The following is a 19,353-nucleotide window of genomic DNA, read 5'->3' on the forward strand; positions in this document are numbered from 1 at the left end:
TATATTTGCAAACAAATAGAAACTTTTATAACAAGAAGGGACGTCTTTAATATCGTTATTTATATGATAATAGTTGATGAACTTTGATGTAATAAAAAGCAAAGAGAGAGTGATTGATTCGCTATTGCATTTCTATTTCCAATTCATTTACTAACAAATACAAATTGTTTTTGCTTATGAAGAAAAGACTTTTACCCTTTTTGGTAGGTTCCCTACTAACATTTTCACCCGTTGTTGCAACGCCAACACAAAACCAAACATTGCCTCTTACAGAGCAAGACGCTAACGAAAAAGGCTCATTAGTGATCACTCACGACCCTATTAAGCGTGTAGAAGGATTCGTGCGAGCATCTACTTTGGTCACCACGCTACACATTAAGGCAACCAATATCACATCAGAAGTGACCTTAGAGCTTACTGGTGCAGATAAAACCAATTTCACATTAGGGAAGACAAAGCTAGATGCTGGCACTTGGGAACAAGACGTTAAGGTGAGTTACGACCCCATAAAGGTAAAAAGTCACAAAGCAACTATCATTGTAGATTGCCCTTCTTTGCCCGAAGCATCAACTACAATTGCTATTGAAGGCATTGCAGTTGATAAGAACAATCCCCCAACATTCGCTGTAACCCCACAGACTTTAGAAACATTTACATGCGAAGAGAAGAAGACTGTTACCCAAACTATCAATATAACATCGCAGAATTTGGCTGAAAACATACAGGTTTATCCAACCCAAAAGCATGTTTTCAAGGTGAGCAGTGCATCTGTTTACCGCAATCTTCCAGGCAGAGTGGTAGTTACTTTCGCTCCTCTTAAAGCAGGAGAGTACAAAGATACGCTTGTACTTCACACTTATGGCGGACAAGATGTACGCATTCCGCTTGTGGGAAGAGCCACTGCTGCATCGCAAGTTGTGGAGAAAGAGGGTACTGAATTGGTGTTAGACACTTCTAATCCACTTCGTGTTTTGAACGAAACATTTAGCAATCAACCTAAAAACAAGCCACTTACATTGACTGGTTGGGTGAACAATGCCACCAAAGGAACAAGAGCTTGGTGGGGATTTAAAACCCTAAGTTACGACAAAACACCTGATGAAGAGGTGGCAAAGGTAACTGGTTTCGACTCAAAAGTGGAATATGGATCAGAAACTCCTTGCGAAATGCTTCTTGTTACACCTGCTCTCGACTTTAAAAACGCCGCTTCTAAAATCTTTACTATCCGTTTAAGAGGCGACCTTTTACAAGATAATATGACCGACACACTAAGAGTTTATTATATAGAAAAAGACGGAGACAAGATCTATAAGTTACCTATTGAGGGCTTTAAGATACCTAATACAAAGGACGAATCGGGCGAATGGAAAGAATACCACATCGACTTTACCGACCAACCTCTTGCTGATGTGTTCTTCATTGGATTTGGTTTTGTAGGCACAAGAGGTGCAACCAGTTCTGCAACTTATTTCATCGACGACATATCTTTTGGTAGAACAGACCTTCCTGTCATAACTCCTTCGGCTCAAAAGCTCGAACTTACCACTCCATTAGGTGAGCAAAAGAACTTTACCGAGGTTCAAGTTACAACCAAAAACACTAAAGAACCCGTTAAACTAACATTGTCGGGACGCCATAAAAGCAAGTTCAAATTGTCTGAAAAAGAACTTCCAAAAGAAGGTGGTTCATTCTATGTGGCTTTCAAATCTAATGTAAATGGTGCGCATTTTGCAACTGTTAAACTCACATCTCGTGGTGCTGCCGACCAATATATCGAACTTGTTGCACTCAATGGCAATGTAACTGCTATTTCAGACGTGCCTACTCTCGATTCTGAGGCTGTGGTTTACGACCTCAATGGCAACGTGGTGACTACCACAAATACCAGCAACCTCGATGAATTAAAGGCACAACTTCAACGTGGAATTTATATTATAAAGACCAAAGACGCTACCTTTAAAGTAAGAGTCAACTAAACAATTCAAATTAAATAGAAGATTTTTTCTTCACATATCCGAATCTCTAAGGTACCAATAGGTGAAAGACTTTACGGCTTTTAAGCTGTAAAGTCTTTTTTCTTTGTCTGCCAGTCGCTCCTTTATTCAACGTTCTTACCATCCAATTTCGATGCTAAAGAAACCACATGCAATGAGGCTCCAACACAAGCGTAGAATCATCACGTTACAATGGCTATGCTTTTGCATTGAAAAAGCATAGCTTTTAGCTCCTAAAAGCTATGACATTGCGAGCTAAAAAGAATGCTTTTAAAAGAGAAAGAAAAAAGAGCCGCCGAGCATAAGCCCAACAACTCTTTCTTCCTATAATAGTTTCATGATACAGATTTCTTATTATTAATGAGAGACTACTATGCAAATTTAAGAATTAGCAGTTCTTTTGTCTTTCAAAGATCATGCACTTGTCATTCAATGCACGTCTTAATAAGAGCAAAAAAGCCCGATAAAAGATTGCAAAAGATGAACGATTTTGGGAACATTGTGCCACATTGCGTTCTTTTATCGGGAAAACAAAAAACCTAAAAATTATTCAATTGCTTTGTTTAATCGCACAGAGCAGGTTTGAAGATCTTCGCTGTTAGGACCTGTCATGATTGTAAATTCGCCTGGCTCTACCACATATTTCATGTCGTTGGTATAGAAACCAAGGTCTTTTGCATTCACGTCAAGTTCCACTTCAACGCTCTGTTTCTTTGCAATAAACACCTTTTTAAATGCCTTAAGCTCTTTCACAGGACGCACCATTGATGCTACTTTGTCGGCAACATATAGCTGAACGATCTCTTCTCCGTCAACATCTCCTGTGTTTGTAACACGCACTTTCACCTTAAGGTTACCTTTGCTGTCGAATGTAGGAGCACATTTTGGAGCGTCATACTTATAGGTTGTGTAGCTAAGTCCGAAGCCAAAGGGAAAGAGATTGGCATTCTTTAGGTCGATATGACGCACAGTTGAGCTATGTTCCATATCGCCTGGACGACCCGAACGCTTGTAATTATAGTAGTTAGGAATTTGTCCTTCGTGTTGAGGGAACGATGTTGTGAGCTTCGCAGAAGGGTTATAATCACCCGTTAAGACATCTGCAAGCGCATTACCTGTTTGTGTTCCAAGGAACCAACTTTCTATAATTGCATTCGAATACTTCATTACATTGGTAAGAACAAGTGGACGACCGTTCATCAATACCACCACAACAGGTTTTCCTGTTGCAGCCAAACGCTCGAGCAATTGCTCTTGAACTCCTGGCAAGTTAAGCTTCGCTCTACTGCGAGACTCACCACTCATAAGTGCCTTTTCGCCCATAACAGCAATGATCACATCGCTTTCTTGAGCCACTTTCACAGCCTCATCGAAGCCAGAAGTGTCTTCGCCTGCAAAGTCACAACCCTTAGCATAGTTTACAACCACTTTGTCGTTCCATTTATTTTTCAATCCTTGTTGAACCGAAACAACATCGTTGGGCAATCCAAAAGCTTTCCAAGAACCAAGTAGTTCTGCCTGATTAGCAGCCAAAGGACCTACAAGAGCCACTTTTTTTACGTTGCTCTTCAAAGGCAAGATGTTATCTTTATTTTGAAGAAGAACAATTGAACGCTGTGCAGCTTTGCGTGCTAATGCCATCACGTTGTCTGACATTATTTCTTTTTTCTCACGTGATTCGTCGCAGAAACGATAAGGGTCTGTAAACAAACCAAGTTTGTATTTCACTGCAAGAATGCGATAAACCGATTCGTTAATCACATCCATCGACATCTGTTTGTCTTTCACAGCTTCTTTTAAATATTTGTTATAGACACCATCTGTCATGTTCATATCCACACCAGCATTAAGTGCTAACACAGCAGCTCCTTTATCATTATCAACCACTCCTTGTGTAGTGAGCTGTTGAACTCCATTCCAGTCGCTCACAACAAAACCCTTAAAGTTCCATTGTTTGCGAAGGATATCGGTTAAAAGCCATTTGCTTCCATGAGCAGGAAGGCCGTTTACATCGTTAAAAGCCGCCATAAATGTTTGCACACCAGCATCTACACAGGCTTTGTAAGGAGGCAAATAAACCTCGGCAAGTGTAGAGTTCGACATATCAACGGGTGCATAATCACGTCCAGCTTGTGGTGCTCCGTAGGCTGCAAAGTGCTTAGCACAAGCCAAAACAGAATTGGGTTGCCACAAGTTCCATTGAAAACCCTTTACACGTTGTTGTGCTATTACGCAACCAAGATAGGTATCTTCGCCCGCACCTTCAACCACTCTACCCCATCGAGGGTCTCTTGCTATATCCACCATTGGCGCAAATGTCCAGTGAATACCAGAGGCAGAAGCTTCGATAGATGCAGCTTTTGCGGTTTCATACATCAAATCTAAGTCCCAAGAACATGCCTCAGCAAGAGGTGTTGGGAAGATGGTTCGATAGCCATGAATAACGTCGTATGCAAAAAGAATAGGTATTTTCAAACGAGAAACACTCATATTCTTCTCTTGAATCTTTTTGATTTTTTGCACACCACCAATATTCAAGATAGAGCCTACCGCTCCTTTTGATAGCAAAGAGTCTGACAATGCTTCGCTTTGTGGACCCGTTAAGAGGTCGTGTCCCACATATTGTGAGAGCTGACCAATCTTCTCTTCTAAAGTCATTCGACTCATCAAAGATTTGATAAAACGGTCCATTTCTTTTTTATTCGATGTCGTTTGCACAACAGATGAGCTGGGCACAGCGTATTGCTGCGCCATTGTTGTGCCCGAACTCATCAAAAAGAGAGGTAATATATAATAAAGATATTTCTTCTTAAACATTATCTTCAGTTCTTATTATTTTGTTGTTATTGTTGCTTTTAAAGTATCGAAATTGATATTGATTGTTGTGCCAGACTTCCAAGAGTAATCCTTATTTGGTTCAGGATCACCATGCTTACGATAGTAGATCTCTCCTGTTTCAGGATTAATAGCCATTTCGTGCTTCCAGAAAGAGAAGTCGGGTTTGCCCAAAGTGCTGAAGAATGGAATGACAGGGTTAAGTCTTAAACGACCATTTGCAGGTAGAGTACCAGTCATTGAGCGTTTGTCTGCACTCAAAGTAAATGCCCATTCTTTTTCTTCCCACTTGTTAACAGCAGCTCCAATAGCATATAATTCGAGTGGTTGTATGCACACTGTTCTTGTATTCAAATCAACATACACCATATATATACCATCATCTGGAATAATAGCCTTATTGTTCTTCACCTCAAAGCCAACTGCATGGTCTAATGAAACGAACTCACCACGACCAAATACTTTTTCTGTTGAGAAGCGAAGAGCTTCGCCCTTTTCAAAGTAATGGATATAATACCAGCGGTATTTCTCACTGAATGAACGTTGGAAACCTTGTACATTTTGAGAACCCCAGTTCATATTTCCTAAACGAGAAGATATCAAATAAACCGCAGATGGAGTGTTTGGCACATCTTTATCGTTAAGAGTTACATCTAAATGTCCTTTATTGTTTTCTACATCTACACTTACCTTGACGCCTTTTACCACAGGAACTGGCTCGAAGCCCTTATCGTTTAAGCCTTTGTAAACGATCTTATCATTATAGATATTGAAGGTCATTGAGTTCCAATCTCTATCGTTAAAACGTGAAGTTGCATAGAGTTGTAATGCGCCTTCGGCTGTTGTTGTGGTAGAGAATACATTACCCTTAGATGTAAGAGCAACCTCGCTTCCTCCAAAGCACTCGCCTATTCCACTGATAGAAGGTTGTTCTAATGCAATAACCTTTCTGTGTAAGTCTACGTAAAGGAGATAAGTTCCGCTCTTTTCTACAGTATAAACACCATTACCTGCAGAGGTTAAGCCTACAACATTATCGAGAGCTGCAAAAGTTTCTGTGCCTTGTTGGGTCTTAGTTAAAGAAATCTTTTGTTGAGCTTGTAGAGTTACAAAACGCCAGAAAGAGCCGTTTCCTAACGAACCAACAGGGGCAAGTTCTAATGAATGAGAAGAAGTAGCAGAGCCATTGCCACTCACTTGCGCAAACAATGTATGTGTGTAGTTGGTTGGTTCTGGTTCAATCAACTCTTCACCTTCAATCTTTCCTGAGAAACGTCCATCTAAAATGCTATATTGAACGCTCATAATATAATTACCTTTATGTGCTAAACGCAAGGCAATGTCTGAAGTTGAGGTCAACGATTGATATTCGTTTGTAAGTAGATTGGTTTTCAATGTTCCGCCCATACCAGTGAGTTGAGCATTGAGTTGATAGTTTTCTGTGTCTGACAAACGAATGGTTTGCAATGAATCGGCTACAATTGAGAACATATACTCTGTTGCTTGGAAAGCTTGTTTGTCGGTACTTGTGCTCCAAGTAACAACGTGTGTGAGTTTATCATACGACATATTATCGAATGACAACTCCTTTGCTCCGCTTTCGTTCAATGCAAAAGAGCTCTTAATTTGAAGCTGATAAGGAATGACGGTGATTTCATTTAGAGGCTTGTTATAAACCACTTTATAGAAACCATCACGACTAACGGTGATGTCTGCACCACCTTCTACAAGTTTAGAAGTTGCAGTTTTTCCATTAGCAGCAGCGAAATTGTCTTTCACTCCGTATTTCTTTGCCTTGCCATTTGCATCGACAACAGAAAGAGAGAAACCGCCTTCTTGAGTTAACCACGCATCGATTTGTAAAAGAGTGCTATCTTTTAACTCTTGAAGTTTTGCCTTAGGAACCTCATAAGTGAACTCAGTTGAAGAGCCTTTAATATAAAGTCCTTCCTTAATATTTGTCTCTTCGGCAAATCCAATATTGTTTTCTACACAACCTTGAACAAGGAATAACCCCATCATGAGGCAGAAGGTTGCACATATTTTATATAAACTATATTTTTTCATGTTGATGTTTTATCTATCAATATTACCAACCTGGGTTTTGTTTCCAGTCATTATATTTTAAGAATTCGCTATTAGGAATAGGATACCAATACATCTTTGGCATAAAGACACGATGTTCAATAACCTTTGGAGAGTAAACAAATGCAGCTCCAGGAACGGCTGGTGTCACCACTTTCTTCAATGGTTCGTTGGTTCGAGTGTACACTCTTACCCAGTCGATGTCCATCTTTAGCTCTCTTAAAGAAGGGTCTCTATCTTCAGGATAGCCCACTCCTATTCTATCAGGAGCACCTATTTGACCTGTGATTGCAAAGTCCCAAGCTTTCTTTTCTAATCCTTGTTTAAATGTTTCGATAACAAACTTGTTGTATCTATCACCATGATCACGAGTCTTAAACGTATTGGTTTCTTGTCCATCGAATAAGAATGTGATGATAGCATGCTTCTTTGGTTCTGCTGGATCTGGCTCTATTTGCACACCATAAGTGTGGAAGTCGTTGCCAGGGTTAAAGTTCAAAGAGTGATGTCTGCCGAAACCATTAGCGTTAACTACCAACGAATTGGTTTGATTATCGTGAATGTGAACTGTTTGACTCACCTTGTATTTTTGAGGATAGTTCTCGAATTCTTTCACAAAGAACTCTTGAATATCTAACTCACATACATCATATCCAAGATGATGTCTTAACCATGAGCTCATCCATACACCATAGTTCCAGGGGATTTTAGCACGGATTTCAATTCTACTATATAAAGGATAGTATTTAGCTTCATTGCCATACTTGCTAGTTTCACGGCTGATTAGACCACCAGACCACCATGGTTCTTTCTTAGAAGCATCTTTATGTGCGCTCTTTGGTGGGTTTCCGTTGCGTGTTGCAGTGATTCTTGCAAAGCTTAAACCATTCTCTTTAACCATAGACACTTGTTCTTCACGATAGGTTTGCACCATTCCTTGTTGCTGACCGTATTGTGCGTTCTTTGTACGAGAATCACCTAAGACACCCCAATAGTGGTGATCTATGCTTGAAGCATTGAACTCGTCGCCATCATAATAATACCAACCTGCTGGAATTTCACTTGCAGGAATAGTTTCAGTTGTTGTACTTCCTGTTGTAGATGAACTGCCACTGCCTCCTGTTTGGGTTGCAGTGATGTCTAAACCTTGTAGATCTGAGCCTAAAGTTTTAGAACCAATCTTCCATCTACGCACGTCCCATGCTCTGTGTTCTTCGAACGCAAGCTCTACTCTTCTTTCTCTTCTGATTGCCTCTCTCATTGCTTCTTGAGACAAACCAGCAGCTAAAGCAGGTTGATGAGCACGTTGACGAACAGCGTTTAGATAAGTAAGAATGTCTGCATGACCAGGATTATACTCGTTAAGAGCTTCGGCATAGTTTAGATACATCTCTGCTAATCTAAAGATTGGCCATGTGTGTCCCAATCCATTTGAAGCGGTTAAGACATTCACATCTTCGTTTAAATACTTGCGAAGGTAATATCCTGTCTTGGTTCCATTGGGCTTATTCACCCCGTCTTTACTATCTGTTGCGGTTTCAACCTTTGCGTTTTTCAAGTTAGAACCATTGTAGAAAAGAGTTGCATTCAATCGTTCGTCACGATCTTTGTATGGCTCTGCAGCCTGTTGAGCATTCGCCCAGCTAAACAATGAGCCGTCTTTCATCTCGTAAGCGTCAACAAGATTCTGTGAAGGATTAATGCCTCCTTGACCTCCGAAGCTTACAGGAAAGTTTCTTTTCTCTAGGTCTGCGCTGTTATTATAACGCTTAGCGAAAATCATTTCACTACTCTTGAAGTTGTTCTTAAATAGACTTGAGTAGCTTGGATGTAAGCTATATTGAGTGATGTCGATAACAGCTTTTGCAGCCTTTGCAGCCTTTTCCCACTTAGCAGGAGAGCTTGGAAGATTGCTTTCGTCTGTGTTTTGCCATTGAACATATAGCGGACTTGCTGCATATAACAACAAACGGCTCTTCAATGCCAATGCAGCTCCCTTGGTTGCGTGACCCAATGCGCTCTCATCTCTCCATGGAGTTAATTCCAAATCTTTAGCAGCTGCATCACACTCGTTAGCAATTGCGTTAACACAATCGTCCATACTTGGGCGTTTAACATCGCTATGATTAGCCTCTAAAGCCAATACTGACGAAACATAAGGAGTAGGACCAAAACGCTTTAGCAACTCAAAGTGGAAATAAGCACGCAAGAAACGAGCCTCAGCCTTCCACACTTTCAAATCCTTTAAGCGGTTTTCATACTCTGTTGTGTTATTTGGATCGAGCTTATACTTATCCAAATTCACTTTGTCTACATTGTCAATAAACTCAGAAGCAAGGCGAATTCCAGTGTAACATCTATTCCAAATGTCATCTGGATTATTGTTATCTGTCCATGAACCAATGTTGAACAACTGAATATTTGAACCATCAATGCGATGTTCTGCATCATCAGTTGCAGCGTCGAACATACCTCCTTCAGAGAATCTCATAAAGCCATCGGGAATGAGTTCATAAACACTCACTAAATTCTTTGCAGTTAGTTCGTATGAAGAGAAAGTCTTTTCCTTGCTTACATACGAGTCGGTTTCTCTATTTAAGAAGTCACTACATGACGAGAAAGCTAATCCTAATACAAGAACTTTAGATATAATAAAATAATTTCGATAGTGTTTTTTCATCATCTTTACCTTTCATTTAAGTTTATAATGATACTTTTAATCCTACGTTTACAGTCTTTGTAATAGGATAATTATTCATTGTATTCATCTCAGCATCAAACAAACCATTGAGCTTACTGATTGTAAACAAGTTGGTTGCATTGACGTATAGGTACATATTCTTTATCTTCATCTTATTGAGGAAAGGCGAAGTTAAAGTGTAACCTAATTGAACATGGCGCAATCTTAGATAAGCACCGCTACGTTGCCAATATGTAGATGAACGATAATTGTTCGAAAATATTGTTGACGATAGGCGTGGATAAGATGCGTTAGGATTGCTCTCTGTCCATGAATCCATTGCAAGAGTTGAAGCAGAAGAGTTGTCTTGGAACGAATAGATACCTGTTCCTGCAAGTGTCAATGTTCTGTTTGCCACTCCATAAGCCAATGCTTCGAAGTCGAAGTTATTCCACTTGAAACCAAAACGCAATGAATACATCCACTCAGGAACTGTTGAATAGCCTGCAGCTGTAATGTCTTTATCATCGATAACGTTGTCGTTATTGAGGTCTTTGTATCGAATATCACCGGGACGAACTTGACCAAACTGAGGAATTGCACTGCCAGTAGCAAGGTTTCCTGCGTTATCAAAGTCGTTAGTGCCATACAATCCTTGAGCGATAAGAGTGTAAGGAGTGTCTATTGCGTGTCCTTTTCTGTAAAGATAAGGATATGCTTTAGCCTCTTCGCCCATGTTTACGATCTCGTTTTTAGCATAACTCAACATACCATTCACAAAGTAATTCACCTTTTTATTGATGTTTCCATGGTATGAAAGGTTCAATTCAAAGCCGTGATTCTTCACCTCACCAACATTAATATAAGGTACTAAGCTACCGAATGATGCTCCAACAATTCCAGGAACAGAGCTATATGATTGAGTAAGAATACCGCTTTGACGTTCTGAGAACAAATCGAATGTGATGTCAAAGTTCTTCCACAAGGTTGCATCAACACCTAAGTTAAAGATATGTTTGTGCTCCCATGTAGCGTCTTTGTTTGCCAACATCAAGGCTCTAAAGCCTGAACTGTTGTTAGAGTTCACACCGAATAGGTAGCCACCATTGCTCTTATACACTGCATCGAACAAGTGTCTGCCTTGTGTTTGGTCGTTTCCAACCATACCATAAGATGCTCTTAGCTTCAAGAAGTCTACTGTGTTACATTGCTTTAGGAATGCTTCGTTAGACAAAATCCAACCTAAAGACAATGAAGGGAACAAGCCAAAACGTTTTGATTCATAGAAGTTATCACTTCCCATGTACGATGTTGAGAGTGTAGCAAAATAGGTTTTACGATAGCCATACTCTACATTTGCTCCATAGTTGATGTACTTTCTGTCGTAACGCACACCATATTCTTTATAAATATCAGATAAAGCGAAGAGCAAAGCCTTTACATCGTGCATGCCAAACGATTGCTTATAGTTTAATTGTCCACGTAAGTTGAAACGTGTAGCATCTGTTTTAAAGCCTTCTTCTGCTGTTAATGGCGAATCAACTCCAAAGGGAGTGTAAGCATAAACGGTCATATTGTTAGCATCAACTCCTGTTTGCGACAATGCATAACGTGCATAAGTGCGAGTTTTAGGCGATGTTTCTATAAGCGTATTGTAATATCCTGCAGCCACAGAAGCGTCTAAACCTGGGAGCAGTTTGTTTAAATCATACTTTAATTGAAGAATGATTTGCAAACGTCTACTGTTCTCTTTGTTGAGTCCTTGCTTCAATAAATCACCCACAGGGTTGGTAAATACGGCATTACCTCCCATTGTTCCATTGGGGTTATAGATAGGGAATGCAACCGAAGGAATGCGTCTTGTGAGTGCTAATAACGAATAAGCATCATACGAACCGCCTGGAGTTGTATGCTCACCGATATTTCCTCCAGCATATAAAGCAGCTGATAATTGCTTACTTATATTGATATCAATGTTTGTTCTGAAGTTAAATCGAGTGAGAGAAGTATTGGCATTTTCTTTACCTTTCCTATCAACTCCATTGTATAAACCTCCATTACTCAATAGACCAAGGGTGACATAATATCTCAAAACATCATTTCCACCTCTAAAAGTCATATCTCCTCTGGTTAAAGGAGCAGTGTTCTTTAGAACAGCTTTTTGCCAATTTACATTAGGATAAAGGTATGGATTGGTGCCCATCTTTATCTCGTTTAATTGGTCTTGAGAATATTTTGGTGCCAAACCATCATTCACCAAGGCTTGATTATACAAGTTAGCATAATCCACTCCGTCTAAAACTGGAGACAACTGAGTTGGAGTTTGAATACCTGTTTGTAAACGAATTTCAACCGAAGAGCCTGCAGTTCTACCCTTCTTTGTTTCGATTAGTATCACACCATTAGCCGCTCTACCTCCATAAAGAGCTAATGCTGCAGCGTCTTTCAACACAGTTACGGTCTCGATTTCATTCGCAGACACCATATCTAAAGAGCTTTCAAATCCGTCTACTATAACTAATGCTGTCTGTTGTTGTGCATAAGAGCTTCTTCCTCTTACATAAACATTAGATAAAGAGAAATCATTTCCTGGCTCTCCGCTATTTTGTTGTACCATTAATCCAGGTAATAATCCTTGAAGAACATTACCAACAGATGGAATACTGATATCATTTATCACCTCACCTTTGATGATTGACTTTGCAACGGTTGAGCTATTGACATGCAAAGAATCTCGATTTGTGATATAAGTCTTTATATCTTTGCTTGTAGACCCATACAAATAAGCATTTCCGCTATGAGCCATTAACAAGCTAAAAAGTATTACTTTATATTTCATAATCTAACTTATCTTTTCTAATTACCAACCTGGGTTCTGCTTTAAATACCCTTTATCAATTTCGATTTGCTTAATAGGATGTAGATAAGAGCGTCTACTCCAAGAACGACGTTCGAACACATAAGGTACATAATGCGCCTTATTAGGTTGTCCTACGATTGGACTTAGCTTCAAGCCATACATCTTTCCTTGCATCACTCCTTCGTTTTCAGCAATCATCCAACGACGGATATCCCAGAAACGGTGGTCTTCATAAGCAAGTTCTACAGCTCTTTCATTACGCAATTTTTGTCTGAATTCGTCCTTAGTTAAAGCATTATCAAAAGCAGGCATACCGCTTCTTGCACGAACAAGATTTACTGCTTGGAACGCTTCTGCAGGTGGATTATCGTAATATTCGTTAAGTGCTTCTGCATAATTCAAATACAACTCTGCCACTCTAAACACAATCCAGTCGATGTTTACTGTGTTTAATGGAGGTGTAACCTTTAGAGTTCGAGGCACCCATTTACGCACTAAGTGCTTTGTTTTATCGTTAGCTACACTGTGAGCACCGCCTGGGAAGAAGTTTAAAACACCCACTTCGTCATTCCAAAGTGCACCATGTGCTGCAATAGTTTGCTTGAATCGAGGGTCAAGAGATTCGTATATATCTAACAAGTCATCTCCTCCGTTATCTTTCCACGCTGCCTTTTGACCTGTCTTTGTTTCATAATACTTCACAAAGTTAAAGGTTGCGAATAGTCCACCATCAGACCAACTCTGGTTATTTGCCCAAGATGGCAAGTCAGCTGCTAATGGTTTCTCGCTCACTTTGAAGTTACGATACTTCTTATTAGCAAGAATGATCTCGCAGTTATCAGGCAAAGTCCACATCTGCTCATAGTTGGTTTCAGGGTTACCTTCATCATATAAAGCATAGAAACCACTTGCTTTCACTGCATCGATAGCATCTTTTGCTGCGTCTGCAGCCTTCTTCCATCTTTCTTTATCTTCAGAAGCGTATCCAATAAGATTGTTATCTGCACCTAAAGAGAGATATGGATGATTTGTATTAAACAAAGGACTTGCTGCATAAAGCAATACTCTTGCCTTTAAACTCAATGCTGCTACTCTATTAGCACGACCCTTTTTGGTTGCGTCTGTATAATAGTTTGGAAGCAACTTAGCCGCTCTATCGCAGTCTGCCACAATTGAATCTACACAATCAGCGAATGTGTTTCGAGGCAAAGTAGTAACATCGCTGGCATTTAAACGACGACGAACGATGGGCAATCCACCATATCTATACACGCCTTCCCAAAACACTAATGCTCTCATAAAATAAGCTTCACCAGTTGCTCGGGTATTAAATTCAGGGTCACCTTGGTCTAATGGCACCTCATGAAGACGCTCTAACAAGATGTTACACTTACGCAATGTCTCCCATCTCATAGTGTGATGTGGGTCTTCATCCCAGTCAATACTATTGTTATTGTGGTTATCTTTGTTCCAAGAGGAATTTCCTTTACCCCACTCTGCACCTTCTTCAGCCTCATCACATGCAGAAGCTAAGGTAGAAGAAGCAGCCAACTTACGGTCGGCATCACTACTATTCATAGAGAAACCCAAAGGCATACCTTCGGCATACACGCCAGTTAGGTAGCTTTCTGTTAGGGTTCTATCTGCAAAAACCTTGTTTTCATCAAGCTCTGCAGATGGTGGTGTCTCTAAATAATCACTACACGAGGTGAGTAGAGCACCACAAACAAGTATATAGATTAAATTCTTTCTTTTCATAAAATCAGAAATTCACGTTAATACCAAGGTTATAAACTCTTTGCAAAGGATAGGTATTGATTTCCACGTTTCCACCTTTTGAAGGTGCTTCAGGGTCGAGGTCAATCACCTTTGTCAATGTCAATAGGTTCGAACCGCTTATATATAGGCGAACACTTTCTAAGCCTAAGCTCTTCACAAATGCCTTTTTAAAGGTATAACCTACTTCAACATTCTTCAAACGAAGATACTTTGCATCTCTAATCCACAAGTCAGATTCACGATAGTTGTGGTCTGTTTCTCTGTTAGGATTAAGTGAAAGACGTGGGAAAGTGATCTTGTCGTTAGCTGCATAACGTTCTGGTGTCCAGCGTTCTTTAATCAACTCCTTAGCACTTTCTTCGCCTTTGATAAATGGCCACAATGAACGTCCAAAGTATTTAATAGACACATTGTCTGCACCTTGCCACAAAGCAGAGAAGTCCCAGTTGTTCCAATTGAATCCAAAAGAGAAACCATACACGATTTCTGGAATGGGTGAATAACCAATTGGCACCATATCATAGTTGTCAATCTCACCATCTTTGTTCACGTCTACATATTTAACGTCTCCTGGTTGAAGCTTGTTTCCGCTCCAAGCACTACGTGGACGGCTCAAAGAATTGATTTCTTCCCATGAGTTATAGAATCCATCTGTTAGCAAACCAAAGAACTGATCTTTGCGTCTTCCTGTTTCTAACTGATATTTGTAGCGTTTATTCACCTCGTCTCTATAAAGGATTTTGTTACGAGCAAACGAGTAGTTGAAACGCACCCAATAGTTAAATTTGTTGATTCTGTTGCGATAGTTAACATCTAATTCCCAACCTTTGTTCTCCATTTCTCCCAAGTTATAAGCAGGAAGGTTTGCACCTATAATCATAGGTTGTGTTGAACGGTTGGCAAGAATGTTGTTTCTCTTTTCTTTAAACACATCGAACGAAACAGTAAGATGGTTCTTTAAGAGGTTAGCTTCGAATCCGAAGTTCATTTTTCGTGCCTTTTCCCATGTTAGATTGGGGTTTCCTATCTTGTTCTCGATAATCATTCGAGAAGTAGAATACGACGAAGCGTCACCGAAGTGATATTTATAAAAATCTTTATCAGGCGCATATCCGTAAGAAGAAGGCATGTAAAGGAAACGTTCGCCACCAATTTGATCGTTACCAACTTCACCGTATGAACCTCTAAGTTTTAAGAAAACAACCCAATCATTCTTTGGAAAGAAGGGCTCTTCGCTCACTACCCAACCCATAGAAAAGGCAGGGAAGAAACCAAAGCGTTTTCCTTTTGCAAAGTTCTCAGTACCGTTATAACCCATATTGATTTCGGCTAAGTAACGTGAATCGTAAGCGTATGTAATACGGCTCACTAAACCTTGATAGGCATTAGGTACGTTAAACTTCAATGCAGGCGAATAATATTTACTTTGATTGTATAGCAACAATCCTGTAACATGGTGTTTGCCAAATTGTTGATCGTAGTTTAATGCAGCCTCAAAGTAAACCTTTTTGTTCTTATTCCAGCTGTGTCCAGTGTCCCAAACAGTCTCTTCTATTTGTGGAATCAACAAAACATTGTTAGGATCTTGTTGATCTCGGCGTGCAACATAGAAAGGATAGCTCTTATAGAACTTCTTTCTGCTATAGTAATAGCTGTCGTAAGCAATGCTTGCATGCACCTTTAAGCCTTTCAAAAGAATACGAGAAAGGTCGTAGGTGAGCTTAAAAGTAGAGTTCAAATTGTTTCTACTATCTTTAGAAAAACCATTACTTAGAAGTGATTGCCATGGGTTGGTAGCTCCTAATCCATCTTGAATCTTAACAATTTTGCCATCGATCATACCTGGAGAGCTAAGTGGATTGGCAAACGAAATCGCCTTCCAAATATCGCTATTACCAGTACCTGGAGTCACAACATCTTCTATTTGCACTGCTAATTGTGCCGATGCTGTAAAATCATCAGTGATAGTAAAGTCGAGATTTGAACGGAAGTTATAACGTGTGTTACGTGAGTTTACATCGTGGTCTTTATCGATTTTTGTATGTTTAAACATACCTTGTTGATCGAAGTAACCTGCAGAAATAAAGTACTTTACACGTTCTGTACCTCCACTAATATTAAAGTTGTGTTGTGTTCTAAAAGAAGTTTTCTTCAAAAAATCTGAAGTCCAATCCATATTAGGGTGCAACACAGGGTCGAATCCGTTTTTATACAATTCGATATCCTTATCTGTGAATCTTGGTTTGAAGGTTGCTCCAGAAGCATAAGCATCGTTCTTTTGCGCTTCGTTGTATAGAGTTGCATAGTCGGCACTATTCAAATAATGTGGAAGTGCTGTGGGTTGTTGCAACGATACGTTTGCCGAATAGCTTAAAGAAGGTTTGCTTTTGCTACCTTTACGAGTGGTAATAAGCACCACACCATTTGCTCCTCGCACACCATAGATGGCAGTTGCAGAAGCATCTTTCAAGATATTAACAGATTCTATTTCGTTAGGATCGATACCATTGAAGTTTGGTCGCTCCACACCATCAATCATAACAAGAGGCTCGGTGTTGTCTGTAAAGGTACTAACACCACGCACTAACAAGCTCGAAGCATCTTCACCAGGCGCTCCACTACGTTGAACTGCCACCAAACCAGGCATTCTTCCCACCAACATGTTACTGACATTGGCTTGTGGAGTTTGCACCAATTCTTTGGTAGACATGGTTGAAATAGCAGCAGTTACGCTCTCTTTCTTTTGCTTACCATATCCCACAACAACGATTTCGTCCAACTTTTGAGCGTTGTCTTCACGCAAAACAACATGAAGTTTTTGCTTTCCTTTTGAAGAAATTTCTTGAGGTTGATAACCAATATAAGATACTAAAAGAATATCTTCGGGCGCAACCTCGATATTAAAAGCACCGTCGATGTTGGTAACGGTACCTACATTGCGATTTTTTACATAAACGGTTGCACCAATAATGGGCTCGCCTTTTTCGTCGACCACACTACCAGTGATAGGCTGCATCACTCCTTTTTTATCGTCTTTTGTAAGACTTTTAGAAGCAGGTGTTTGCTTATCTTGCTTCTTTACGATTGATATCACCTTGCCATTTACACTGTGTGTTAATCCTAAAGGCTCTAAAACCTGTTGCAACACTTGTATCAATGCCTGTCCATTAGACGACACATTTACTTTTGTTGCTGGGTTTAATACCGAGTTTCTATACACAAAAGTGTAGTTTGTTTGACTCTCGATTTGTTTAAAGAACTCACTAAAGGTGTTGTTCTTTACACTTACATTCACCTTTTCTGTTTGTGCATTACCTACCATTGGGGCAAGAAAACCAAGCGCAACAAGATAGGTGCGTGGCTTTAACAAATAACACAAGTGCCTTTTATCAGGCAATAATCGTTTCTGTTTTTCTAACGTCATGAGGTTATTTTGAATTTAATTTTATTTTAAGAATTATTTAAATGGATATACTTCCAAATGTTGTTCGTTGTTGTTTTTCTATTTGATATATACTTGTTTTTCTTTGATTGAATAATTAAAGTTATATAATCGGCTCAAAGCATCTAACATTTCAGTGATGCCAGTCTGCTTAAATGTTCCTGTAATTTTATCGTTCATTGGTATATTTCGTTGGAAGTGGAACTCTACTCCATAAGCATTCGAAACATCTTCGAACACCTCTTTAAGTGGAGTGTCTTTGAAAACGAGGGTTCCATTGCGCCAACCTGCATCGCAAAGTAGGTCTGCCTCTTGCCAACTCAATTTGCTTTCCACCTTATTATATATAGTCTTCTGACCTGGAACTAAATGACATTCGTTCTTTAAGTGAGGCGAAGTGAGTTTTACGCTGCCACTGAAAAGTGCTGTTTCGATGGCTTTTTCAGACACTTTAAGGTTGAATTGTGTTCCTAATACCTCTACATCCATATCTTTCATCGATACAACAAAGGGACAAAGAGGATTTTTGGCTACATTGAAATACACCTCACCTGAATCGAGTTTGATGTGGCGTTCTACACCAGGAATAATCGAATAGCGAAACGCTGTACCACCATTGACTTCCAAGTGAGTACCATCTGGCAAAGTAAAAGCAGCCTTATTACCCTTCAATATGCGTACACTTGTGTAGTAATTGCTATGCTTTTGCAATCTATTTTCATAGCTTTTAAAAAGCGAAGCCAATCCAACAAAAAGACAAAGGAAACAAGCTGCAGACAAAATCCATGTTCTGCGCTTTCTCATTCTGATGGTTCTTTCAATCTGTTGATACAACAATTCACGCTCTTCGGCTGTCATCTTCTCAACAGAATGGGTGCTTTCGTTCTCTTCTAACACTTCCCATAGAACTTCGTCCGAGATGTTTTGCATCTCGTTTTTCAATCTCTTCAATTCCGAAGTGCTTAGTTTTCCTGCAAAATAGTTGCTAAATAGTTGTTTTAACTCTTCGTTTGTCATTGATATATGGCACCTTAAAGGGTTTAAAATTCATATAAGAAAGAAAGTAACCAGCAAATAAAACCACCTTTGGTGAGTTCTTTTCTCAACACTTTCAATACTGTTGTAAGATAGTTTTTCACTGTTTGTGGAGACAAACTGAGGTTTTGTGATATTTCTTTTATCGTCATTCCCTTGTCTCTACTCATTTTATATATCTCGCAAGCACGTGATGGTAGTTTGGTTTTACTGCTCTCTACATACTGCAATACATCTTTATATAGAATGTCGCTGTCGGCTGTTTTATTCTCGTTTATTGCTCCATAAAGAGAAACATATTGATCGATTGTGATTTCTTTGACCTCTTTTCTGAACATATCTATAATGAGATGATGGGCAATAGTGAAGAGATATGCCTGCAAATTAGCTTCTGGATTTAAGGCGTTTCGGTTATCCCAAAACTTCAAAAATGTGTCTTGTACAATGTCTTGAGCCAGCTCTGGGTTCTTAACTTTTTTCAAAACAAAGGCATATAACGAGTCAACTTGCTCGTTATACACCTCTTTAAACAAATCATACGAATTATTAAAAGGAACTACATTATTGTCTTGTTTTGCACGAAACATGGTATTATTTAAACCAATTAAAACTCCGCACAAACATAAGTTCAATGCCCATTATT

Annotated in this window: 9 protein-coding genes; 1 reads left to right on the forward strand and 8 read right to left on the reverse strand. The window is 39.5% G+C overall.

Translation table 11 applies throughout. From position 1 onward, the window contains the following. Positions 1-176 precede the first annotated feature (176 nt). Positions 177-1,976: a T9SS type A sorting domain-containing protein gene (locus A3GM_RS0109835; protein ID WP_018363200.1), complete on the forward strand. Its 1,800-nt coding sequence runs from the start codon at positions 177-179 to the stop codon at positions 1,974-1,976. 564 nt (positions 1,977-2,540) lie between these two features. Here the strand turns inward: A3GM_RS0109835 and bglX are convergent. The 8 genes from bglX to A3GM_RS11230 form a co-directional block, all read right to left on the reverse strand. Further along, the gene (bglX, locus tag A3GM_RS0109840) at positions 2,541-4,811 is read right to left on the reverse strand and encodes a beta-glucosidase BglX (RefSeq protein WP_018363201.1); all 2,271 of its coding nucleotides are present in this window, start codon (positions 4,809-4,811) and stop codon (positions 2,541-2,543) included. A gap of 15 nt (positions 4,812-4,826) precedes the next feature. Continuing rightward, positions 4,827-6,896: a cadherin repeat domain-containing protein gene (locus A3GM_RS0109845; protein WP_018363202.1), complete on the reverse strand. Its 2,070-nt coding sequence runs from the start codon at positions 6,894-6,896 to the stop codon at positions 4,827-4,829. A gap of 22 nt (positions 6,897-6,918) precedes the next feature. After that, positions 6,919-9,594, reverse strand: coding sequence for a RagB/SusD family nutrient uptake outer membrane protein (locus A3GM_RS11295; protein WP_018363203.1), 2,676 nt, complete (start codon positions 9,592-9,594; stop codon positions 6,919-6,921). A 22-nt stretch (positions 9,595-9,616) separates the two neighbouring features. Further along, positions 9,617-12,433 carry a SusC/RagA family TonB-linked outer membrane protein gene (locus tag A3GM_RS0109855; RefSeq protein WP_018363204.1) on the reverse strand — a complete coding sequence of 939 codons (2,817 nt, stop codon included), beginning with the start codon at positions 12,431-12,433 and terminating at the stop codon, positions 9,617-9,619. Positions 12,434-12,454: 21 nt separating this feature from the next. After that, complete coding sequence (locus A3GM_RS0109860; RefSeq protein ID WP_018363205.1) at positions 12,455-14,212, reverse strand: RagB/SusD family nutrient uptake outer membrane protein; 1,758 nt, start codon at positions 14,210-14,212, stop codon at positions 12,455-12,457. Positions 14,213-14,216: 4 nt separating this feature from the next. Beyond that, complete coding sequence (locus A3GM_RS0109865) at positions 14,217-17,657, reverse strand: TonB-dependent receptor (RefSeq protein WP_018363206.1); 3,441 nt, start codon at positions 17,655-17,657, stop codon at positions 14,217-14,219. Positions 17,658-17,735: 78 nt separating this feature from the next. Further along, on the reverse strand, positions 17,736-18,692 hold the full coding sequence (locus A3GM_RS0109870) for a FecR family protein (protein ID WP_018363207.1): 957 nt from the start codon (positions 18,690-18,692) through the stop codon (positions 17,736-17,738). A 23-nt stretch (positions 18,693-18,715) separates the two neighbouring features. Continuing rightward, positions 18,716-19,297: a sigma-70 family RNA polymerase sigma factor gene (locus tag A3GM_RS11230; protein ID WP_018363208.1), complete on the reverse strand. Its 582-nt coding sequence runs from the start codon at positions 19,295-19,297 to the stop codon at positions 18,716-18,718. Positions 19,298-19,353: the final 56 nt, after the last annotated feature.

This window comes from Hoylesella nanceiensis DSM 19126 = JCM 15639 (assembly GCF_000379965.1).
Lineage (GTDB): Bacteria > Bacteroidota > Bacteroidia > Bacteroidales > Bacteroidaceae > Prevotella > Prevotella nanceiensis.